Consider the following 21,770-nt stretch of genomic DNA (forward strand, 5'->3'; position numbering starts at 1 on the left):
AGGGCGTGCTCACTACACTTTCGACTAACGGATGCGACGATAGTGCCACGACCGCTTTAGCCATGGTTCGGCATCCGTTACCATAGCCGGCTTTTTCACGCGGGAGACAGGCATGGCGCAGTATCAACCGGGGCAACGCTGGATCAGTGACAGCGAAGCGGAATTGGGTCTGGGAACCATCCTCGCCGAGGAAGGCCGCCTGCTCACCGTGCTCTACCCGGCCACCGGCGAAACCCGTCAATACGCCACGCGCAATGCTCCGCTGACCCGTGTGCGCTTCGCCCCGGGTGACGAGATCACCCATTTCGAGGGCTGGAAGCTCACCGTACAGGAAGTCGAGGACATCGACGGCCTGCTGGTCTACCACGGCCTCAATGCCCAGCATCAGCCGGTCACCCTGCCGGAAACCCAGCTGTCGAACTTCATCCAGTTCCGCCTGGCCAGCGACCGCCTGTTCGCCGGCCAGATCGACCCGCTGTCCTGGTTCGCCCTGCGCTACCACAGCCTGGAGCACAACAGCCGCCTGCTGCAGTCGTCGCTGTGGAGCCTGGGTGGCGCGCGCGCCCAACCGATCGCCCACCAGTTGCACATCGCCCGCGAAGTGGCCGACCGCATCGCCCCGCGCGTGCTGCTGGCCGACGAAGTGGGCCTGGGCAAGACCATCGAAGCCGGCCTGGTAATCCATCGCCAGTTGCTTTCCGGTCGTGCCAGCCGCGTGCTGATCCTGGTCCCGGAAAACCTGCAGCACCAGTGGCTGGTGGAGATGCGCCGGCGCTTCAACCTCGACGTCGCGCTGTTCGACGCCGAGCGCTTCATGGAGAGCGACGCCAGCAACCCCTTCGAGGATTGCCAGCTGGCGCTGGTCGCCCTGGAGTGGCTGAAGGACGACGAGAAAGCCCAGGACGCGCTGTTCGCTGCCGGCTGGGACCTGCTGGTGGTCGACGAAGCCCATCACCTGGTCTGGCACCCGGAACAGGCCAGCGCCGAATATTCGCTGGTCGAGCAACTGGCCGAGGTCATCCCCGGCGTGCTGCTGCTCACTGCCACCCCAGAACAGCTCGGCCAGGACAGTCACTTCGCCCGCCTGCGCCTGCTCGACCCGGCCCGTTTCCATGACCTGCAAGCCTTCCGCGCCGAAAGCAGCCAGTACCGCCCGGTTGCCGAAGCCGTGCAGGAGCTGCTCGACCAGGGCAAGCTCAGCGCCCAGGCCCGCGATGCCATCGGCAGTTTCCTCGGCGATGAAGGCCGCGAGCTGCTCGATGCCGTAGACAGCGGCGATGATGCCGCCCGCGCCCGCCTGGTGCGCGAACTGCTCGATCGCCACGGCACCGGCCGCCTGCTGTTCCGTAACACCCGCGCCGCCGTACAGGGCTTCCCCGAACGCGAGCTGCACCCCTACCCGCTGCCGAGCCCGGACGAATACCTGGAGTTGCCGGTCGGCGAGCACGCCGAGCTGTACCCGGAAGTAAGTTACCAGGCGCAGGAAGAGATCGACGACGAGCAACGCTGGTGGCGCATCGACCCGCGCGTCGAGTGGCTGATCGACACCCTGAAGATGCTGAAGAAATTCAAGGTGCTGGTGATCTGCGCCCACGCCGAAACCGCACTGGACCTGGAAGACGCCCTGCGCGTGCGCTCCGGCATCCCGGCCACGGTGTTCCATGAAGGCATGAGCATCCTCGAGCGCGACCGCGCGGCGGCCTACTTCGCCGACGAAGAATTCGGTGCCCAGGTGCTGATCTGCTCGGAAATCGGCTCCGAGGGCCGCAACTTCCAGTTCGCGCATCACCTGGTGCTGTTCGACCTGCCGGCCCACCCGGACCTGCTCGAGCAGCGCATCGGCCGTCTCGACCGTATCGGCCAGAAACACCGCATCCAGCTGCACGTGCCGTATCTGGAGAACAGTCCGCAGGAGCGCCTGTTCCAGTGGTACCACCAGGCGCTCAATGCCTTTCTCGCCACCTGCCCCACCGGCAACGCCCTGCAACATCAGTTCGGCCCACGCCTGCTGCCGATGCTGGAGAACGCCGACGACGGCCAGTGGCAGCAACTGGTGGACGAAGCCACCGCCGAACGCATTCGTCTCGAAGGCGAACTGCACAGCGGTCGCGACCGCCTGCTGGAGCTGAACTCCGGCGGTGCCGGCGAAGGTGAGGCGCTGGTCGAGGCGATCCTCGAACAGGACGACCAGTTCACCCTGCCGATCTACATGGAAGAGCTGTTCAACGCCTTCGGCATCGACAGCGAAGACCACTCCGACAACGCCCTGATCCTGCGCCCCAGCGAGAAGATGCTCGATGCCAGCTTCCCCCTGGGCGACGACGAGGCGGTGACCGTCACCTACGATCGCGAGCAGGCCCTGGCCCGCGAGGACATGCAATTCCTCACCTGGGAACACCCCATGGTGCAGGGCGGCATGGACCTGGTGCTGTCCGGCTCGATGGGCAACACCGCCGTGGCGCTGATCAAGAACAAGGCGCTCAAGCCCGGCACCGTGCTGCTGGAGCTGCTCTACGTCAGCGAAGTGGTCGGCCCGCGCAAGCTGCAACTCGGCCGCTTCCTGCCGCCGGCTGCGCTGCGCTGCCTGCTCGACGCCAATGGCAACGACCTGGCGCCGAAGGTCGGCTTCGAAACCCTCAACGACCAGCTTGAAAGCGTGCCGCGTGCCAGCGCCAACAAATTCATCCAGGCCCAGCGCGATGTGCTGGCCAAGCAGATCAACGATGCCGAAGCCAAGGTCATGCCGCGCCATGTCGAGCGCGTGAGTGAGGCCAAGCGTCGTCTGATCGCCGAGTTGGACGAAGAACTGGCGCGCCTGGTCGCCCTGCGCGCGGTCAACCCGAGCGTACGCGACAGCGAGATCGAGGCTCTGCGCGAGCAGCGCGAGCAGAGCCTGGCGATGTTCGACAAGGCTGCCCTGCGCCTGGAAGCGATTCGCGTACTGGTTGCGGGCTAACCCTGGGGGGCGCAGCGCAGCGCCCCGTACTTACAGTCCCTCCGTAGCCCGGATGCAATCCGGGAGTGTCGTCCCGGATTGCATCCGGGCTACGGATACAGGTGCTAGCCACCCAGCTCATCCAGCCTTTTTTGCAGAAACTGCCGATCCGGCCCCTGTTGCGCCAGCGCCAGGGCCTGACCGTAGGCTGCAATCGCCTGCTCGCGTCGGCCCAACCGGCGCAGCAGATCGGCCCGCGCTGCATGGGCCAGGTGGTAACCCTGCAGTTCGCCCGCAGCCAGCAGTCGGTCGATTTCCACCAACCCCGCCTGCTCGCCATCGCGCATGGCCAGCGCCACGGCGCGGTTGAGTTCGATCACCGGCGACGGGTTCAAGCGCAGCAACTCGTCATACAGACCGACGATCTGCGCCCAATCGGTTTCTTCCAGACGGGCCGCCTCGGCATGCACGGCAGCAATGGCCGCCTGCAAGCTGTAGGGGCCGAAACGCCGCGAGTGCAGCGCCTGCAGCACCAGCGCCTCGCCTTCGGCGATCAGCTCGCGGTTCCACAGGCTGCGGTCCTGAGCGTCCAGCAGAATCACCTCACCATCGACGCCGCTGCGCGCAGCGCGTCGCGACTCGTGCAGCAGCATCAGCGCCAGCAGCCCCTGTACTTCCGGTTCGGGCAGTAGCTCCAGCAGCAGACGGCCCAGGCGAATCGCCTCGTCGGACAGCTGGCTGCGGGTCAGCGAATCACCGGAGCTGGCGAAGTAGCCCTCGTTGAACACCAGGTAGACCACGCGCAGCACCGCATCCAGGCGCTCGGGCAGCTCGCTGCGCCCCGGCACCTCGTAAGGGATACGCGCATCGCGAATCTTCGCCTTGGCCCGCACGATACGCTGGGCCAGGGTCGACGGGCTGGAGAGGAAGGCGCGGGCGATCTCCTCGGTGGAGAGGTCGCACACCTCGCGCAGGGTCAGGGCCACCTGAGCATCACTGGCCAGCGCCGGGTGGCAGCAGGTGAAGATCAGGCGCAGGCGATCGTCTTCGAGCAGTTCGCCTCCCTCGACGTCACCCTCGTCAGGCAATTCGGCCTGCTCATCCAGCGGCTGGAAGCGGCGCTGCCGACGCAGGCTGTCGATGGCCTTGAAGCGCCCGGCAGAGACCAGCCAGGCGCGTGGATTGTCCGGCAAACCCCCGTTCGGCCACTGCTCGACGGCGCTGCGAAACGCCTCGTGCAGCGCCTCCTCGGCCAGGTCGAAGTCGCCGAGCAGGCGAATCAGGGTCGCCAACACTCGGCGCGACTCCTCGCGGTATAGGCGTTCGATCAGTTCGCTGACCGGTGGCGATATAGACATGCGCTTCTCCTGAACGAAGGCATACGTTGCCCAATACCGCTGGCGGCGTCGAGTGGCGGCACGATCCGCCCCTCGATTTGGCATCCATCGCATTGGCAGCCATTCGACCACTGGGCATAGTCGCGAATTCCAATGATGAAGGGAGTCATGTCATGCAATGGTTGCTGCTCGGCCTGCTGGGCGCCGCGCTATTTCTCTACGGCCGGGTCACCGGCGACACGCAGCTCAGCCTGCTGAGCAAGGGCATACCCGTGATCGCCCTACTCTTGTGGTTGCGCCAGGCGCCGGCCGGCACCTACCGCCGCTGGATCACCATTGGTCTGCTGTTTTCCCTAGCCGGCGACCTTCTGCTGGACTGGCCTGGCGATCTGTTCGTGTTCGGCCTTGGCGCCTTTCTGCTCGGCCACCTGGCCTACCTGCGCGCCTATTGCTCCGACAGCCGCCAGCCCGCCTTGCCCGCCCTGCTGCTGGCACTGATTGCCGGCGGTGCGATGTTCGCCGTGCTGGCCAGCAGCGGACTGGGCGAGCTGCTGATTCCAGTGGCCTGCTACGCCACGGCGATCAGCCTGATGCTCTGGCGTGCGCTGGCCCGCATTGGCCATCCTGACCTGCAGCCACGCTCCACCTGGCTCGCCGCCGGCGGTGCGACGCTGTTCGTGCTCTCCGACAGCCTGATCGGCATCGACCGCTTCGTCGCCCGTTTCGACGCGGCGCCCTACGCCATCATCCTCACCTACTGGCTCGGCCAGTGGGGTATCGCCGCCTCGGCCTTCGAGCGCCAGAGCGCCTGAGGCAGCCAGGGCAATCGCATAAAGGTGTCGGAGCAAACGGGCGGCGCTCCGCTTTATTCGCGATTTCATCGCGAATAAAGCCCTTAGAAGGTAAAAGAATTGCCCTGCACATGCAGCTCGTAGCCTGGGGCTTGCGGCCGTCTTTTTGCTAAGATGCCGGCCTTTTCAGCTACCCGTTACGACTGCCGTGAGCCAAGAACCCGATCGTCTATTCTCCCAGCCCCTGTCCGCGGTGCCCGACTTCGTCTTCAACGAGGATGTGGTGCGGGTCTTCCCCGACATGATCAAGCGTTCCGTGCCCGGCTACCCGACCATCGTCGAGAACATTGGCGTGCTCGCCGGCCACTTCGCCCAGCCACACACCACCCTGTACGACCTGGGCGCATCGCTCGGCGCGGTGACCCAGGCGCTGCGCCGCCATGTGCGCGTCGACGGCTGCAAGGTAATCGCCGTGGACAACTCCCCGGCCATGGTCGCGCGTTGCAACGAATACCTGCATGCCCAGGACGCCATGTTCCAGGAGCTGCTGCCGGTGGAGGTGATCGAGGCCGATATTCTCGTCCTCGACCTGCAGCCCACCTCATTGGTCACGCTCAACTTCACCCTGCAGTTCATTCCGCCGGAGCGGCGCCTGGAGCTGCTCACGCGCATTCGCCAGGCACTGTTGCCGGGTGGTGCACTGATTCTCTCGGAGAAGCTGCGCTTCGAGGACGCCGCCGAGCATGAGCTGCTCACCGAGCTACATGTCGCCTTCAAACGCGCCAATGGCTACAGCGAACTGGAAATCGCCCAGAAACGCAGCGCCATCGAAAAGGTGATGCTGCCCGACAGCCTTGAGCAGCACCGCGAACGACTGCTGGCCGCTGGCTTCAGCAAGATATTGCCCTGGTTCCAGTGCCTGAACTTCGCCTCGCTGGTGGCCCTGCCATGATGCGCGACCTGGATCTTGATGCCCTGCAAGCGCAACTGGCCGGCACCCCGCTGCAGGAATGGGCTTGTGAGCTGCCCGGGCAGCTCGATGCCAAGCTGGCCATCGGTCACGGCGACCTGGCGCGCTGGTACGGTGCCGTCCAGGCTCTGCCGGACCTGCCTGTGAGCGAGGTGGAACTGGTTCAACGCTTCGCCTTTGGCGGCGCCAGCGACGAGACGACCCGTGCACAATTGAAGGCTGCTCTGCAGGGTTTGATTCCCTGGCGCAAGGGGCCGTTCGAGCTGTTCGGCGTGCATATCGACACCGAATGGCGCTCGGACTGGAAATGGCAGCGCGTCGCACCGCATCTGGATCTGGCCGGCAAGCGCATCCTCGACGTCGGCTGCGGCAATGGCTACTACATGTGGCGCATGCTCGGGGCGGGTGCCGACAGCGTGGTAGGCATCGACCCCAACTGGCTGTTCCTCTGCCAGTTCCTGGCGATGAAGCGCTATCTGGCGGATCAGCCGGTATGGCACCTGCCACTGGCGTTCGAAGAGCTGCCGGCCAAACTGCAGGGCTTCGATACGGTGTTTTCCATGGGCGTGCTTTACCACCGCCGCTCACCCATCGACCATCTGCTCGATCTCAAGGACGTGCTGGTCAAGGGCGGTGAACTGGTGCTGGAAACCTTGGTGGTCGAAGGCGATGCCGAGCAGGTGCTGGTACCCGAGGACCGCTACGCGCAGATGCGCAACGTCTGGTTCCTGCCCTCGGTGCCGGCGTTGGAGCGCTGGCTGCGCCGCGCCGGTTTCGAGGACGTGCGCTGCGTCGACGTCAGCATCACCTCGGTGGAAGAACAGCGCGCCACCGAGTGGATGCGCTTCCAGTCGCTGCCCGAGTTTCTGGACCCGGCCGACCACAGCCGCACCGTCGAAGGCCTGCCGGCACCGACCCGCGCGGTGCTGGTCGCACGCAAGCCGTAGAAATAGCGGCTCTAGGCGGGTGCAACCCGCCAGACCGCTATCGGCAGCTTGCCCGACCCTACCCCCGCAACCAGCACGCCCGCCGCTGTGCGATCGAGCGCAGCGGCTCACGCGCCCCCTGCTCCACCACGCCACGGGCACCGCCCAGGCGAATCCGGCCCTCTATGTCCTGTGCCAGCAGACGGCGCATACGCCGGCGCCAGAGCCAGGCGCCCACCCAGTCGACGATGGCGTTCTGCAGATCCAGCGGCCACATGGCCGGCATGTAGAACTCGGGCATCGGCGGACGTGGCTTATCGTGCTTGCTCGAACCGTTCATGTCTTTTCCTCCATTTCGCCGCCGGCTGTTCCCGGCTTGCGATCAGGATGAAACGCGCATATCGTTCAAACAAACGACAAATATCAAAGAACCAATTAAGAAATATTTAACGATCATGAACGCGCCAGCCTCTGTTTCTTTGCCGCTTCTGGAAAGCGACGTACTGCGCACCTTCGTCGCCATCGCCGATAGCGGCAGCTTTACTCGCACCGCCGCCCAGGTGTTTCGCAGCACGGCGGCCGTCAGCCTGCAGATCAAGCGCCTCGAGGAGACCCTCGGCCAGCGCCTGTTCATCCGCGAAGCCAGGCGCGTGCAACTCACCGCCGAGGGCGAGGTACTGCTGGGCTACGCCAGGCGCCTGCTCAAGCTCAACGAGGAAGCGGTGGCACGCTTTCTCACCCCGACGCTGACCGGCCGCGTGCGCTTTGGCACGCCGAACGATATCGGCGACCGGGTACTGCCCGGCGTGCTGACCCTGTTCGCCCGCAGCCATCCAGCCGTGGAGGTCGAAGTGAATGTGGGGCGCAGCGTGGATCTGGTGGCCAAGCTCGATGCCGGCGAACTGGATCTGACTCTGATCAACGCCGGCAATGACGGCCTGGACGACGCGCGCGGCGAGGTGATCTATTCCGAAGAACTGGTCTGGGCCGGACGCGATGGCGGCCTCGCCATACAACGCTCGCCGCTACCACTGGCGCTGGCTAACCCCGGCTGCGCCTGGCGAAGGACGGCGATCGACGCACTGGATCGTCAAGGGGTGGCCTACCGCATCGCCTACTCCTGCGAACAGTGTGCGGGGCAGGAGGCGGCCATGACCGCCGACCTGGCCATCGCGCCCTTCCCGCGCAGCCTGGTCAAGCCACCGTTACGTCGGCTCGGCGCGGAACAAGGCCTGCCCGCGCTGGGTGAGTACCACATCAAGTTGATTCGTGGTCATCAGAGCAACGACGCCATCGAGGCGCTTGCCACACAGATGATCCGAGCCTTTGCCGGCCAGGCTTGAGGGCCGGCTTCGCGGCACAAGGCGCTCCTGCGCAATGCGTTTAGGTGTGCGCTGTTCGCGGACAAGTCCGCTCCCACAAAGCCTGCTTGCACTGCGCTGCCGTGGGAGCGGACTTGTCCGCGAATGCTCTGGAAAGGCAGTCAGCCGCGATCGGCCGCCGCCACGATCAGCGCCTTCATCTCTGCGACCGCCTGCTTGAAGCCAACGAACAAGGCATGGGCGACGATGGCGTGGCCAATGTTCAGTTCGTTGATGCCGGGAATCGCGGCCACGGCCTCGGCGTTGTGGTAATGCAGGCCGTGACCGGCATTGACGATCAGCCCGTGGTTGAGGCCGCAGATCACACCATCGCGAATACGCGACAGTTCTTGCGCCGCCTCCTCTGCCGTATGAGCATCGGCGTAACGCCCGGTGTGCAGTTCGATGGCCGGCGCGCCGACGCGCATGGCGGCCTCGATCTGCCGCTCCTCAGCGTCGATGAACAGCGACACCTCGCAACCGGCCAGCGTCAGGCGCTCGACCGCCGCGGCAATGCGCGCTTCCTGTCCGGCGACATCCAGACCACCTTCGGTGGTCAGTTCCTGGCGGGTTTCCGGTACCAGGCAGACATGCGCCGGGCGAATCTGCTCGGCGAAGCCGAGCATGAAGTCGGTGACGCCCATCTCGAAGTTCATTCGCGTCTGCAGCACGTCAGCCAGCACGCGAACGTCGCGATCCTGGATGTGCCGACGATCTTCGCGCAGGTGCACGGTGATGCCGTCGGCACCGGCCTCCTCGGCGTCCAGCGCGGCCTTGACCGGGTCCGGGTAGCGCGTACCACGAGCCTGGCGCAGGGTGGCGACGTGGTCGATGTTCACGCCGAGCAGAATACGATTGGCCTCAGTCACGCTTGGACTCCTTGAGCGTCATGAAAAGTTCGCGGCTGACCAGTGGCCTGCCACCAAGATGAGGTGCCAGCGCCTGGCGCATCAGGCGCTTGGCGGCAGCCAGTGCGCCCGGTGTCTGCCAGTCGGCTTCGGCCATGGCCAGCAGCTCACGCCCCTGGAACACGCCAGGCTGCAGTTGTACCACCGGCACCAGGCCGATGTCCTGCTGCCAGCGATATAGCGCGGTGGGGTCGATGGCCTGGTCGTGCTGGTCGCGATCCAGGGCGAAACCATAGCCCAGCTCGTCCAGCAGGCGCCATTCGAATGCGCGCAGCAATGGCTCCAGCGGCCGGCCGGCAGCCAGCGCCTGCAGGGTCAGACCGTAGTGTTCGAGCATCACGGGGTGCGGATCTTCGGCCGGCAGCAGGCGGATCAGCAGTTCGTTGAGATAGAGACCGGAGAACAGCGCCTCGCCGGTCAGCAGCAGTGGGATGCCGGCGCTTTCCAGACGGCCGACGCTCTTCAGCTCGCCGCGCCCGCGCAGCTCCAGCTCCAGTGGCGCAAATGGCCGGGCAATGCTGCCGACCTTGCCGCGCGCTGCGCGCAGCACTGCGCGAATACGGCCCTGGGCGGTGAAGAAATCCACCAGGGCGCTGCTTTCCTTGTACGGACGGCTATGCAGGACATAAGCGGCAAGCTGCATGTTTCAAGCCTCAAGCAAGAGCGGCTTGTGGCTTGCAGCTTATGGCTTGCAGCCTGTTGCTCAATCCAGGTAGCCCAGCGAGCGCAGGGCACGCTCGTCGTCGGACCAGCCGCCTTTGACCTTGACCCAGAGGTTGAGCATCACCTTGGAATCGAACATGGTTTCCATGTCCTTGCGTGCATCCGCGCCGATGCGTTTGATGCGCTCGCCCTTGTCGCCGATGATGATCTTCTTCTGCCCGTCGCGCTCCACCAGGATCAAGCCGTGGATATGCAGGATGCGACCCTCCTGCTTGAACTCCTCGATCTCCACGGTGATCTGGTACGGCAGCTCGGCACCGAGCTGACGCATGATTTTCTCGCGGATCAGTTCGGCAGCCAGGAAGCGGCTGGAGCGGTCGGTGATCTGGTCTTCCGGGTAGAAGTGTTCGGACTCCGGCAGACGCTCGCCCACCAGCTTCTCCAGAGTGTCGAGGTTCTGTCCCTGCAGCGCGGAAATCGGCACGATCTCGGCCTGCGGCAGTTGCTCGGCCAGCCAGTTCAGATGCGGCAGCAGCTCGCTCTTGTCTTCCAGCCGGTCGGCCTTGTTCACCGCCAGCAGGATCGGGCATTTCACGTGCTGCACCTTCTCCAGCACCAGCTGATCCTCGTCGGTCCAGCGCATGCGGTCGACCACGAACACCACCACATCGACGTCCTTCAGCGCGGTGGACGCACTGCGGTTCATGTAGCGGTTGAGCGCCTTGTCGTTGTGCTTGTGCAGACCGGGCGTATCGACGTAGACGGCCTGTACCTCACCCTCGGTCTTGATCCCGAGCATGTTGTGGCGGGTGGTCTGCGGCTTGCGCGAGGTGATCGCCAGCTTCTGCCCGAGGATGTGGTTGAGCAGCGTCGACTTGCCCACATTGGGCCGGCCGACGATGGCGACGTAGCCGCAGCGGGTCATAGGTGCATCAGTCATTGCCATTCTCCACCCCGAGGGCGATCAGCGCCGCAGCCGCAGCGACCTGCTCGGCGATACGCCGGCTGCCGCCCTGGCCCAGGGTCTTTTCATTGAGCAGGGCCACCTGGCACTCGACCATGAAGGTACGGCAGTGCGGCTCGCCCTGAACGTCCACCACCTCGTAACGAGGCAGTTCGCAGGCACGCGATTGCAAAAATTCCTGCAGGCGCGTTTTCGGATCCTTGTTGGTGTCGACCAGCGTCAGGCCGTCCAGCTCACCGGTCAGCCAGTCCAGCACGCGCTCACGCGCCGCTTCCATGCCGGCATCCAGATAGATGGCGCCGATCAGCGCCTCCAGGGCATCGGCCAGGATCGACTCACGGCGGAAACCGCCGCTCTTCAGCTCACCGGAACCCAGGCGCAGGTATTCACCCAGTTCGAAACCGCGGGCCAGCACGGCCAGCGTTTCGCCCTTGACCAGGCGTGCGCGCAGGCGCGACAGCTGGCCTTCGCGGGCCTGCGGGAAGCGCTCGAACAGCGCCTCACCGGCTACGAAATTGAGAATGGCATCACCGAGAAATTCCAGCCGCTCATTGTTGCGGCCGGCGAAACTGCGATGGGTCAGGGCCAGGACCATCAGGTCCTGATCCTTGAAGCTATAGCCGAGCTTGCGCTCGAGGCGGGACAGATTGGGACTCACGGCATCCGTACACGAAATTCTTTGTCGAAATTCACCACCAGATCGAGGTTCTCGATCAGCGGCTCGCGTTTTTCATACTTGAGGTGGACCTGGAACTCGTTGTTCTCCACCTTGACCTGCAGAGCGTCGCGCATGTTCAGGTCACGAATGTTGTTGACCTGCATGCCCTTGCTCACATGATTGTAAAACTCACCGACGGTGCGCACGTCCGCCGCCTTGTCGGTTTCCACCGAGGTGATGATCTTCTCCATGGACATATAGTCCAGATAATGCGGCAGCACCTTGAATGCCGTGCTGGCGAAGAATGCCACCACGGCCAGAACCACCAGCCAACCCAGAATGGAAAGCCCCTGCTGCGAGCGCGCGAAAGTCATGTGTATCCCCAATGGACGGTCTTGTTGGAAAGCCTGACGGCTAAACTCTTTATAGCCTGTGGCGCTGTATTGAACAGCGCGCCAGTGCTCAATGAATCAGGCCGACTCGGGAGAAGTTGGGCAGATTTCCGGTCTTCGGCTCAGGCCAGCTCATCCAGATGGCGAAGGCCTTGCCGACAATATGGTCGTCCGGGACCATGCCCCATAGCTCCTGCGGGATATGACGATCACGCCAGTAGCGGCTGTCGTTGGAGTTGTCACGGTTGTCGCCCATCATGAAGTAGTGCCCTTGCGGCACTACCCATTGGCCGCCGGGCTCACGGCGCATGCGGGTCATTTCCTTGCGGATGGTGTGCTCGATCTGGCCCAGACGCTCTTCATAGAGCATCGCACCGCCCAGACTGCCCGGCTCCTCACCGATCAGCTTCTCGGCCACCGGTTCACCATTGACCAGCAGTCGCTTGCCCTGGGTGTACTCGATCTGGTCGCCCGGCAGCCCTACAACGCGCTTGATGTAGTTGATGGTCGGGTCGCTGGGATAGCGGAACACCATCACATCGCCGCGCTGCGGGTTGTCCACCTCGATGATCTTCTCGTCGATCACCGGCAGGCGAATGCCATAGGCGAACTTGTTGACCAGGATGAAATCGCCCACCTCCAGAGTCGGTTTCATCGACCCCGAAGGAATCTGGAATGGTTCGACCAGAAACGAGCGCAGCACCAGCACGATGGCCAGCACCGGGAAGAAGGATTTGCCGTACTCGACCAGCAAGGGCTCCTTGCTCAGGCGTTCCAGCACCCTGTCGTCAGGATCGTCGACCCGCCCCTGGTACGCCGCAATCGCCGCACGGCGGCGCGGAGCCAGCAGAATCAGATCGACCAGGGCCAGGAAGCCGCAAACGGCGACCGCGATAACCAACAGGAGCGGAAAATTGATCGACATAGAGCCTTAGCTATCCAACCTGAGCACAGCGAGGAAGGCTTCCTGTGGGATCTCCACGTTACCGACCTGCTTCATGCGTTTCTTACCGGCCTTCTGCTTTTCCAGCAGTTTCTTCTTACGGCTCACGTCGCCACCGTAACATTTGGCCAGTACGTTCTTTCTGAGCGCCTTGACGGTGGTCCGCGCGATGATCTGGCCACCAATGGCTGCCTGGATCGCCACGTCGAACATCTGCCGAGGAATCAGTTCCTTCATCTTCTCGGTCAACGCACGGCCCTTGTAAGCCGCGTTGTCGCGGTGAACGATCAAGGCCAAGGCATCGACCTTATCGCCGTTGATCAGTACGTCCAACTTGACCAGGTTGGCAGACTGGTAGCGGTCGAAATGATAATCCAGCGACGCATAACCCCGGCTGGTCGACTTCAGACGGTCGAAAAAGTCCAGCACCACCTCATTCATCGGCAGGTCGTAGCGAACCTGAACCTGCGAACCGAGGAATTGCATGTCGCGCTGCACGCCACGCTTCTCGATGCACAGCGTGATGACGTTACCCAGGTGCTCCTGCGGCACCAGGATGGTCGCTGTGACGATCGGCTCGCGGAAATCGGCGACAGTCGAGACGTCCGGCAGCTTGGACGGGTTGTCGACGGTGATGGTTTCACCGGTCTTGAGCTCGAGCTCATAGATCACGCTCGGCGCCGTGGTGATCAGGTCCAGGTCGTACTCGCGCTCCAGGCGCTCCTGGATGATCTCCATGTGCAGCATGCCGAGGAAGCCGCAACGGAAGCCGAAGCCCAGCGCATCGGAGCTTTCCGGCGCGTACTGCAGCGAAGAGTCGTTGAGGGTGAGCTTCTGCAGGGCATCGCGGAAGTCCTCGAAATCGTCGGAGCTGACCGGGAACAGACCGGCGTATACCTGCGGCTGGATCTTCTTGAAGCCCGGCAGCACTGCGACCTCGGGGGTCGAGGACAGGGTCAGGGTGTCGCCGACCGGCGCGCCGTGAATGTCCTTGATGCTGGCGATGATGAAGCCCACTTCACCGGCCTTGAGGTCAGCGGTGGCGGTGTGTTTCGGGGTGAAGACACCGACGCTGTCGACCAGGTGCACCTTGCCGGTGGACTTGACCAGAATCTTGTCGCCTTTCTTGACGCGGCCCTGGCGCACGCGCACCAGCGAGACCACGCCAAGGTAATTGTCGAACCAGGAATCGATGATCAGCGCCTGCAGCGGAGCATCGATCTCGCCTTCCGGCGCAGGGATGGTCTGCACCAGGCGTTCGAGCACCTCGTCCACGCCCATGCCGCTCTTGGCACTGCAGGCCACCGCTTCGCTGGCGTCGATGCCGATGATCTTCTCGATCTCGTCCTTGACGCGGTCCGGATCGGCCTGCGGCAGGTCCATCTTGTTCAGCACGGGCATCACTTCCAGGCCCTGCTCGATGGCGGTGTAGCAGTTGGCGACCGACTGCGCCTCGACGCCCTGGCCGGCATCGACCACCAGCAGCGCGCCCTCGCACGCAGCCAGCGAGCGGCTGACTTCATAGGTGAAGTCGACATGGCCGGGCGTATCGATGAAGTTCAACTGGTAGATCTTGCCGTCCTGCGCCTTGTAATGAAGCGTGACGCTATGGGCCTTGATGGTGATGCCGCGCTCACGCTCCAGATCCATGGAGTCCAGAACCTGAGCCTCCATTTCACGCGCGGTGAGACCGCCGCACAGCTGGATGAAACGGTCAGCCAGGGTCGACTTGCCGTGGTCGATGTGGGCGATGATGGAAAAATTGCGGATATGACTCAGGTCACTCACGGATCAACACTCGAAGAAGGCACAGGCAAGACGCTTGCCGAAAATAGCCGCGGATTGTACCCGATCCCGCGCGACCGCGTCACGTCTGCACAACACCGGTGCAGACACGAAGAAGGGCGCTCGAAAGCGCCCTTCTTAAGCATTGCCCGGATTACTCGGCCAGCTTGAAGGTAATGAAGCTGGCACGCCCCTGGCGCAGCACGCGCATGGACACCGAACGATTCTTCGGCAACTCCTGGGCCACCTGGGTGAAGGTACTGGTGGAGTCGATGGCCTGGTTATTCAGGTGCGTGATCACGTCACCCGGGCGCAGACCGATCATGGCCGCCGGGCCGTTGAGCACTTCCCTGACCACTACGCCGCCCTTGAGGTCGAGGCCTTTCTTCTGCTCGGCAGTCAGCTCGACGACGGTCACGCCCAGACGATTGTTGCTGCGCTCGCCACCCTGCGCCGAACCCGACGAGGCCAGCTCCTGCCCTTCTTCCGGCAGCGTGCCAACCGTGACGTTGAGCTTTTTGCGCGAACCATCACGTACCACGTCCAGCTCGGCCTTCTCGCCCGGCTTCAGCCCGCCGACCAGATGCGGCAGGTCGGCCGACATAATGATCGCCTTGCCGTTGAGGCTGAGAATCACGTCGCCCACCTGCAGGCCACCCTTGTCTGCCGGGCCGTCTTCGAGCACCTGAGCGACCAGCGCGCCGGCCGGCTTTTCCAGACCGAAGGATTCGGCCAGATCCTTGTTTACTTCCTGAATCACCACGCCGAGCCAGCCGCGCGTGACCTTGCCGTCAGCCTTGAGCTGATCGGCGACCTGCATGGCTACCTCCATCGGTATGGCGAAAGACAGGCCCATGAAGCCGCCGGAGCGGGTGAAAATCTGCGAGTTGATACCCACCACTTCGCCCTGCAGGTTGAACAGCGGACCGCCGGAGTTGCCCGGGTTGATCGCCACGTCGGTCTGGATGAACGGCACGTAACTGTCGCTCGGCAGGTTGCGGCCCTTGGCGCTGACGATACCGGCGGTTACCGAGTGGTCGAAACCGAACGGCGAACCGATGGCCAGCACCCACTCACCGACCTTCAGGTCGTCGGCCTTGCCCAGGCGCACCACAGGCAGGTCCTTGCCCTCGACCTTGAGCAACGCGACGTCGCTGCGCGGATCGGCGCCAATCAGCTTGGCTTCGAGCTCGCTGCGATCGGACAAACGTACGATGATCTCGTCGGCATCGGCGACCACATGATTGTTGGTCATGATGTAGCCGTCCGGCGAAATGATGAAACCGGAGCCCAGCGACTGTGCCTCACGCTGGCGACCGCCAGGATTGCGCGGCACCTGCGGGATGCTGCGCTCGAAGAACTCGCGGAACATCGGCGGCAAACCTTCGAGATCAGGCAGCCCCGGCTGACCGGCAACGCCACGTTCCGGCATTTTCTGCCGAGTACTGATGTTGACCACCGCAGGCGAGGCTTCCTCGACCAGATCGGTAAAGTCAGGCAGGCTGGCCTGAGCCAACAAGCTCTGCCCCCAGAGCAAGGCGACCGCCAGCAGCGGCGCAAAGGACTTGAGTTTTCTCATCGAACTACGACTCCCCATGTAAAACTCGAACACACTCAACCCGCCGCTGGCACAGGCACCAGCAGCGTTCGCAGGACAACGGGTTGCAATAAGGGGTCCCCGGCAACGCGAGCAGCGCGCCAGCGAACCAACAGCCAACTGGCGGACAGGCCGATCAGGCCGACAAGGATCACCAGAGGCTCGGACAGGCCCAGGCCGTCCGCCAGCAGCGCAGCGGCGAACAAGCCCAGAAGTGGAAGCAGATAAACCAGAAGAGAACTGCGCACCAGCAGATCTTCGCGCACACCAACGATCACGGTGTCGCCAATCGCCAGCGGCATTTGACTGAGAGCACGCACATAACCACGTTGCCGGCCGACACCCAGGCGATCCATCAACCCCTGGCCACAGGCCGCATTGGCCGAACAACTCGAGCAGGTACTCTTGCGCAGCGTCTCGACCCAGACAGCGCCGGGCTCGAGCGCCACTACACGCCCCTGCTCTTCAATCATTGGCTCGCCTGTTCAGGCACTCCGGCGCGCATGGACAGAGCGATACGTTCGGCGGTTCCCAAAGGAATCTCACCGACCACGGTAACCATCACGTCACCGGCATCTGTGCTCATCCGTCGCGATACCGCAACGGTCGGGCCCAGCTGGCTGCGCGCGTCTTCCACTACATCGCCATTGAGGCGCTCGAGGAAAACCGAGAAACGCGCCAAGCCATCGCCATACAATAGGTAGGCGACAGCATCAGCCGAGGCCGGATCACGACGCAACTGCGCAGTAGTCAGGGTAAAGCCCGGTGGCAACCAGTCCGAACGCCAGCTTCCCTCGGCCATGCTGTCGGAAGCACGGAAACTCACCGGCCGACAACCCGAACTCGGCTGCAGGGCATTTTCCACCGGCACGGAAGTGTCCAACTGGGCGAACTGGAAGCGCTCCAGAAGCTGGCCGCGCTCGTTCAGCAACAGGGACTTGAGTGGCAGACCGGTTTCCCGGTCAAGGTACAGCTCGAAGCCGTAACGGTGCTGATCCTTGGGCTCCAGCACCAGAACATCCGCTGCACGGTTGGCAATGCGCGACTGGCCGGCGACACGAATGTCATACCAGTTGCTCAATTGCTCGGCATCCATCTGACGGGCAGGCCAGGCCTGCCCTTCGCTTACCTGATCAGCCAGTGCGCCGGTGACGCACTGAGCCTGACCATCGACCTTGAGCACTTCCTGCGCAGGGCCGTCGAGTTGCAGAAGGCGCTCGCGAACTTGCCCCCCCTCCTCCACCCGATGCCATACGGCGTGAGTGGAGAAACTACCATTACGTTCGTAGATGAACGTACCCTGAAAGCTTTGCTCACGCTCTGCCGCAGCAAGGCGTCCGAGCAAGTCCTGTACCTCGGCGGCCTGCACCGGCAATGCCAGCAGACCACCGAGCAGGCAGAGGGGAATAGCGCGCATGTGACTCCTTACTTAGGCGCTTAGCGGTTTTCCAGACTCGCAGCACGAGCATAAGGCAGAGCGGTTTCACCGGTACCCATCACCGCTTCCTGTGCGTGTTGACGCAGATAGTTCGGCAGGCGCTGCTCGTGCCAGCTGGCAGTACCGGCCTGGGCAGGTTCGCCGGCCTCTTCGCTGCTGTTATAGCCAGCGAGCAGCGCAGGACCTTGCACCTGCGGTACCGAGAGTACCGGAGAAGCATCCTGTTGGGCCAGCTGAGCGCCCGTCAGGTCATCCTGATTGTAGAAGCGCACCCCAGCCAGCACAGCAACGGTCACCGATGCTGCCACGGCTACTCGCCCGATGCTGCGCCAGATCGGCGCCTTACGCGCCGGAGCGGCTTCGTCGGCCAATGCCGCGGAAACCGCCGATGCGATGTCCAGCTGCGGTACCAGCAACTCACGGTGCATGGCTGCACAGGCGACCTGGTAACGCGACCAGGTACCACGCAGTTCACCATCCTCGCTGGCTGCGAGCACTCGCCGCAGTTCCAGTTCGTCCGCTTCGTTATCCATCACCGCGGACAGCGATTCCTGCAGGGTTTCACGACTCATGGCGTACCTCTCTTGGCTGTCGCCGCTGCCTTAGGCTTCCTGCAACAAAGGTTGCAGGGACTTATCAATTGCCTCACGTGCACGGAAAATCCGTGAACGTACCGTACCCACCGGACACTGCATGACGCTGGCAATGTCCTCGTAACTCAAGCCTTCGAACTCACGCAGGGTCAATGCCGTACGCAGGTCATCCGGCAGCTGTGCGATGGTTCGATGCACGGTTGCCTCGATCTCGTCGCGCAGCAATGCCCGTTCCGGTGACTCGATGTCCTTGAGGGCGTGGTCGCCGTCGTAGAACTCCGCGTCATCGCTACTGACATCACTATCTGGCGGTCGCCGACCGCGGGACACCAGATAATTCTTCGCCGTGTTGATGGCGATGCGGTACAGCCATGTATAGAACGCGCTGTCACCGCGAAAGTTTCCAAGCGCTCGATAGGCTTTTACGAACGCCTCTTGAGCGACATCCTGAGCCTCGTGGGTGTCGTGCACGAATCGCACGATCAAACCGAGGATCTTGTGCTGATACTTCAGCACCAACAGATCGAAGGCACGCTTGTCACCACGCTGCACTCGCTCGACCAGCTGCTGATCATCTTCCTGGGTTAGCATGCACTCTCCTCGTTACGCTTGAAGGAGGCTTGCACCCGTAAGCAAATCAACTTGCCAAGATAGACTCGGGCCTTACGCAAAAGTTCTCCCCTCCAAGCAAGCTTCCCGCAGAGTTTTCTTTTCTCTGGCTGGAATGGCGACAGCGAAACGTCTCCGCTAGCGCAAATAATCTTATCGCCGCTCATTTCCACACCCTCCGCTGACTTCAGATGCAGGCACGCGCAAGCGCTCTCCCTTATATGGGCGACCCTCTATGGAACCTTAAAGACTAAAAAAGTTCCCAAAGCATTGAGGTCGGACATAAGAGCTGCCTCAATATTCGCGAGCTAGAGCACTGCAAGGTGAAGACAGAAGGAAGCGAGTTTCGAGTAGAAACGAGCAGTACTCGTTTCGCTCGCCCTTCTAGCCTTCATTCGGACGTAAATCACCGTCCGAGATTGCTTCAACTAAGCAGGCCCGACACGCAGCGGATAATGATGTGGCTCTGGCTGGCTATTGTGCCGATGCCCCTCTCTATATACTAGGGCTCGCTTTCACGCGGAACTCGGACATGAGCCACCACTTCCAGCACGACGTTCTGGTCATCGGCAGCGGCGCTGCCGGCTTGACCCTCGCCCTCACCCTGCCATCTCACTTACGCATCGCGGTCTTGAGCAAAGGCAGCCTGGCCAATGGCTCGACCTACTGGGCGCAAGGTGGCGTGGCAGCCGTACTGGACGACACCGACACGGTCGAATCCCACGTCGCCGACACCCTAGACGCCGGCGCCGGCCTGTGCCGCGAAGACGCCGTGCGCTTCACGGTAGAACACAGTCGCGAAGCCATCCAGTGGCTGATCGATCAAGGCGTCCCTTTTACCCGTGACGATGAAACGGCGCGCGAGGATGGCGGCTTCGAGTTTCACCTGACCCGCGAGGGTGGCCACAGTCACCGGCGCATCATTCACGCGGCCGACGCCACTGGCGCGGCGATCTTCAATACGTTGCTGACACAGGCACGCCAGCGCCCGAACATCGAGCTGCTGGAACAGCGCGTTGCCGTCGACCTGATCACCGAGCGCAAGCTCGGCCTGGATGGCGACCGCTGCCTGGGCGCATACGTGCTCGATCGCGCCTGCGGCGAAGTGGACACCTTCAGCGCGCGCTTCGTGGTCCTCGCCACCGGCGGCGCTGCCAAAGTCTACCTCTATACCAGCAACCCGGACGGCGCCTGTGGCGACGGCATTGCCATGGCCTGGCGCGCCGGCTGCCGCGTCGGTAACCTGGAGTTCAACCAGTTCCACCCGACGTGCCTGTATCACCCGCAGGCCAAGAGCTTCCTGGTCACCGAAGCCGTGCGTGGCGAAGGCGGCCTGCTCAAGCTGCCCAATGGCGAACGCTTCATGCAGCGCTTCGACGAACGCGCCGAGCTGGCGCCGCGCGACATCGTCGCCCGTGCCATCGACCACGAGATGAAGCGCCTGGGGATCGACTGCGTTTACCTGGATATCAGTCACAAGCCGGCGGAGTTCATCAAGAGTCACTTCCCCACCGTCTACGAACGCTGCCTGGGCTTTGGCATCGACATCACCAAACAGGCCATCCCGGTGGTGCCGGCCGCGCATTACACCTGTGGCGGCGTGGTGGTCGACCGGCATGGCCACACCGACGTACCGGGGCTGTACGCCATCGGCGAGACCAGCTTCACCGGCCTGCATGGTGCCAACCGCATGGCCAGCAACTCGCTCCTCGAATGCTTCGTCTACGCCCGCTCGGCCTGCGCGGATATCGTCCGGCAACTCGGCGCCATCGGTATGCCCGCCAACCTGCCCTGCTGGGACGCCAGCCAGGTGACCGACTCGGACGAGGACGTGATCATCGCCCACAACTGGGACGAGTTGCGCCGCTTCATGTGGGACTACGTTGGCATCGTACGGACCAACAAGCGCCTGCAACGCGCGCAGCATCGCGTGCGCCTGCTGCTGGACGAGATCGATGAGTTCTACTCGAACTACAAGGTCAGTCGTGACCTGATCGAGCTGCGCAACCTCGCGCTGGTTGCCGAACTGATGATCCGCTCGGCTATGCAGCGCCATGAAAGTCGCGGCCTGCACTACACCCTCGATTACCCCGAGCAACAAACCGAGGCCCGCGACACTATTCTGGTGCCGACGCCCCAGGCTCAGCCCAGCGTCGCCGACTGAACTTCAAGCGCAAGCGCAGGCGCCGATGCAACTCGGGCGCCAGCGCGTCATGCGCGATACACACCCCACGACTGAAGCGCTGGCCCGGCACGCGATAGCGCAGCACGACCGCCAGCGGCAACGCCAGACTGTCAGGACGCAACTGCACCGCCTGCCAGCCGCTGGCAGCGCTGTAGAGATGCCAGCCGAGCGCATCACGACGCAAACCGGTAATGGCCTGCGGTGCCGTCAGCAGAACGTGCCGCGGCAGCACCCAGGCTGCGTGCGCCAGGCACGGCAGAGGTGAAAGCAATTTCGACCAGAAGGGAATGTCGGCCAGCCAGGGCGCCAGCAGGGCCAGCGCCAGTACCGACAGGTAGAGCCTCAGCAGCCAGCGCGATGGCTGCCAGCGGCACTCGAAGGCGTCACTTGGGTTGGACACGATCCAGGATCATGCGCACGATGTGGCGCAGGTCGGCATCTTCGGGCTCGCCGCGCTGCATGAACCAGCCGAACATGTCCTGATCCTCGCACTCCAGCAACTTGCGGTAGCGCGCCTGGTTCTCGGCATCCAGGTTCGGGTATACCTCCTGGACGAAAGGCACCAGCAGTACGTCCAGCTCCAGCATGCCACGACGGCTATGCCAGAACAGGCGATTCAGTTCATTTTGCTCAACCATGCAACGGACTCCTCGAACGAGGCGGCAGTATAACAGCAGCTGCAGGCAGTATCCGGCTCAATGACCAGATACACCCG

Annotated in this window: 22 protein-coding genes; 6 read left to right on the forward strand and 16 right to left on the reverse strand. The window is 63.3% G+C overall.

The window, feature by feature from the left end; genetic code table 11:
* Positions 1-112 precede the first annotated feature (112 nt).
* Positions 113-2,956, forward strand: coding sequence for an RNA polymerase-associated protein RapA (gene rapA, locus B2U07_RS04875; protein WP_296276099.1), 2,844 nt, complete (start codon positions 113-115; stop codon positions 2,954-2,956).
* Positions 2,957-3,060: 104 nt separating this feature from the next.
* On the opposite strand, the gene B2U07_RS04880 is transcribed toward rapA, so the two are convergent.
* Entirely contained in the window at positions 3,061-4,293 is a 1,233-nt protein-coding gene (locus B2U07_RS04880; protein ID WP_296276101.1) for an RNA polymerase sigma factor, read from the reverse strand.
* 152 nt (positions 4,294-4,445) lie between these two features.
* Here B2U07_RS04880 and B2U07_RS04885 point away from each other — a divergent pair, with 152 nt between their 5' ends.
* The 3 genes from B2U07_RS04885 to cmoB all read left to right on the forward strand — a co-directional run bounded on the left by B2U07_RS04885 (position 4,446) and on the right by cmoB (position 6,980).
* Positions 4,446-5,084, forward strand: a complete 639-nt coding sequence (locus B2U07_RS04885) for a lysoplasmalogenase (RefSeq protein ID WP_296276103.1) — start codon at positions 4,446-4,448, stop codon at positions 5,082-5,084.
* A gap of 187 nt (positions 5,085-5,271) precedes the next feature.
* The gene (cmoA, locus tag B2U07_RS04890; RefSeq protein ID WP_296276105.1) at positions 5,272-6,015 is read left to right on the forward strand and encodes a carboxy-S-adenosyl-L-methionine synthase CmoA; all 744 of its coding nucleotides are present in this window, start codon (positions 5,272-5,274) and stop codon (positions 6,013-6,015) included.
* Positions 6,012-6,980, forward strand: a complete 969-nt coding sequence (gene cmoB / locus B2U07_RS04895) for a tRNA 5-methoxyuridine(34)/uridine 5-oxyacetic acid(34) synthase CmoB (protein WP_296276107.1) — start codon at positions 6,012-6,014, stop codon at positions 6,978-6,980. The genes cmoA and cmoB overlap by 4 nt, the downstream gene beginning before the upstream one ends.
* A gap of 58 nt (positions 6,981-7,038) precedes the next feature.
* Here cmoB and B2U07_RS04900 read toward each other — a convergent pair whose 3' ends face one another.
* On the reverse strand, positions 7,039-7,299 hold the full coding sequence (locus tag B2U07_RS04900) for a hypothetical protein (RefSeq protein WP_296276109.1): 261 nt from the start codon (positions 7,297-7,299) through the stop codon (positions 7,039-7,041).
* Positions 7,300-7,414: 115 nt separating this feature from the next.
* Between B2U07_RS04900 and B2U07_RS04905 the strand changes: the two genes are divergently transcribed.
* A complete protein-coding gene (locus tag B2U07_RS04905) occupies positions 7,415-8,302 on the forward strand; it encodes a LysR substrate-binding domain-containing protein (RefSeq protein WP_275544495.1) in 888 nt (295 codons plus the stop codon).
* Between the two features lie 140 nt (positions 8,303-8,442).
* Here B2U07_RS04905 and pdxJ read toward each other — a convergent pair whose 3' ends face one another.
* The 12 genes from pdxJ to rpoE all read right to left on the reverse strand — a co-directional run bounded on the left by pdxJ (position 8,443) and on the right by rpoE (position 18,852).
* A complete protein-coding gene (pdxJ, locus tag B2U07_RS04910; protein WP_197856033.1) occupies positions 8,443-9,189 on the reverse strand; it encodes a pyridoxine 5'-phosphate synthase in 747 nt (248 codons plus the stop codon).
* Entirely contained in the window at positions 9,182-9,871 is a 690-nt protein-coding gene (gene recO / locus B2U07_RS04915; RefSeq protein ID WP_197856034.1) for a DNA repair protein RecO, read from the reverse strand. Before recO ends, pdxJ begins: the two co-directional genes overlap by 8 nt.
* A gap of 60 nt (positions 9,872-9,931) precedes the next feature.
* Positions 9,932-10,837 carry a GTPase Era gene (era, locus tag B2U07_RS04920; RefSeq protein WP_197856035.1) on the reverse strand — a complete coding sequence of 302 codons (906 nt, stop codon included), beginning with the start codon at positions 10,835-10,837 and terminating at the stop codon, positions 9,932-9,934.
* Positions 10,824-11,513: a ribonuclease III gene (gene rnc / locus B2U07_RS04925; protein ID WP_013714666.1), complete on the reverse strand. Its 690-nt coding sequence runs from the start codon at positions 11,511-11,513 to the stop codon at positions 10,824-10,826. Before rnc ends, era begins: the two co-directional genes overlap by 14 nt.
* Positions 11,510-11,887: a DUF4845 domain-containing protein gene (locus B2U07_RS04930; RefSeq protein ID WP_296269464.1), complete on the reverse strand. Its 378-nt coding sequence runs from the start codon at positions 11,885-11,887 to the stop codon at positions 11,510-11,512. The genes rnc and B2U07_RS04930 overlap by 4 nt, the downstream gene beginning before the upstream one ends.
* Before the next feature lie 88 nt (positions 11,888-11,975).
* Complete coding sequence (lepB, locus tag B2U07_RS04935; RefSeq protein WP_275544493.1) at positions 11,976-12,830, reverse strand: signal peptidase I; 855 nt, start codon at positions 12,828-12,830, stop codon at positions 11,976-11,978.
* Between the two features lie 6 nt (positions 12,831-12,836).
* A complete protein-coding gene (gene lepA / locus B2U07_RS04940) occupies positions 12,837-14,636 on the reverse strand; it encodes a translation elongation factor 4 (RefSeq protein WP_197856038.1) in 1,800 nt (599 codons plus the stop codon).
* A gap of 151 nt (positions 14,637-14,787) precedes the next feature.
* On the reverse strand, positions 14,788-16,212 hold the full coding sequence (locus B2U07_RS04945) for a DegQ family serine endoprotease (protein WP_197856039.1): 1,425 nt from the start codon (positions 16,210-16,212) through the stop codon (positions 14,788-14,790).
* Between the two features lie 35 nt (positions 16,213-16,247).
* Entirely contained in the window at positions 16,248-16,703 is a 456-nt protein-coding gene (locus B2U07_RS04950; protein WP_296276112.1) for a SoxR reducing system RseC family protein, read from the reverse strand.
* Positions 16,700-17,647 (reverse strand): MucB/RseB C-terminal domain-containing protein, encoded by a 948-nt coding sequence (locus B2U07_RS04955; protein WP_296276114.1) that lies wholly within the window; start codon positions 17,645-17,647, stop codon positions 16,700-16,702. Before B2U07_RS04955 ends, B2U07_RS04950 begins: the two co-directional genes overlap by 4 nt.
* Positions 17,648-17,667: 20 nt before the next feature.
* Complete coding sequence (locus B2U07_RS04960) at positions 17,668-18,240, reverse strand: sigma-E factor negative regulatory protein (RefSeq protein ID WP_296276116.1); 573 nt, start codon at positions 18,238-18,240, stop codon at positions 17,668-17,670.
* Positions 18,241-18,270: 30 nt separating this feature from the next.
* Positions 18,271-18,852, reverse strand: coding sequence for an RNA polymerase sigma factor RpoE (gene rpoE, locus B2U07_RS04965; RefSeq protein ID WP_003245473.1), 582 nt, complete (start codon positions 18,850-18,852; stop codon positions 18,271-18,273).
* Between the two features lie 550 nt (positions 18,853-19,402).
* On the opposite strand from rpoE, the gene nadB reads away from it, so the two are divergent.
* A complete protein-coding gene (gene nadB / locus B2U07_RS04970) occupies positions 19,403-21,034 on the forward strand; it encodes an L-aspartate oxidase (protein WP_296276118.1) in 1,632 nt (543 codons plus the stop codon).
* Here the strand turns inward: nadB and B2U07_RS04975 are convergent.
* Together B2U07_RS04975 and B2U07_RS04980 are read right to left on the reverse strand one after the other, a co-directional pair.
* The gene (locus tag B2U07_RS04975) at positions 20,988-21,455 is read right to left on the reverse strand and encodes a protein YgfX (protein ID WP_296276120.1); all 468 of its coding nucleotides are present in this window, start codon (positions 21,453-21,455) and stop codon (positions 20,988-20,990) included. The two genes, nadB and B2U07_RS04975, sit on opposite strands and share 47 nt — an antisense overlap.
* Positions 21,439-21,693 (reverse strand): succinate dehydrogenase assembly factor 2, encoded by a 255-nt coding sequence (locus B2U07_RS04980; RefSeq protein ID WP_197856045.1) that lies wholly within the window; start codon positions 21,691-21,693, stop codon positions 21,439-21,441. Before B2U07_RS04980 ends, B2U07_RS04975 begins: the two co-directional genes overlap by 17 nt.
* Between the last annotated feature and the right edge of the window lie 77 nt (positions 21,694-21,770).

The sequence above is a fragment of the Pseudomonas sp. UBA7530 genome, from assembly GCF_002479365.1.
In the GTDB taxonomy this organism is placed as follows: domain Bacteria; phylum Pseudomonadota; class Gammaproteobacteria; order Pseudomonadales; family Pseudomonadaceae; genus Aquipseudomonas.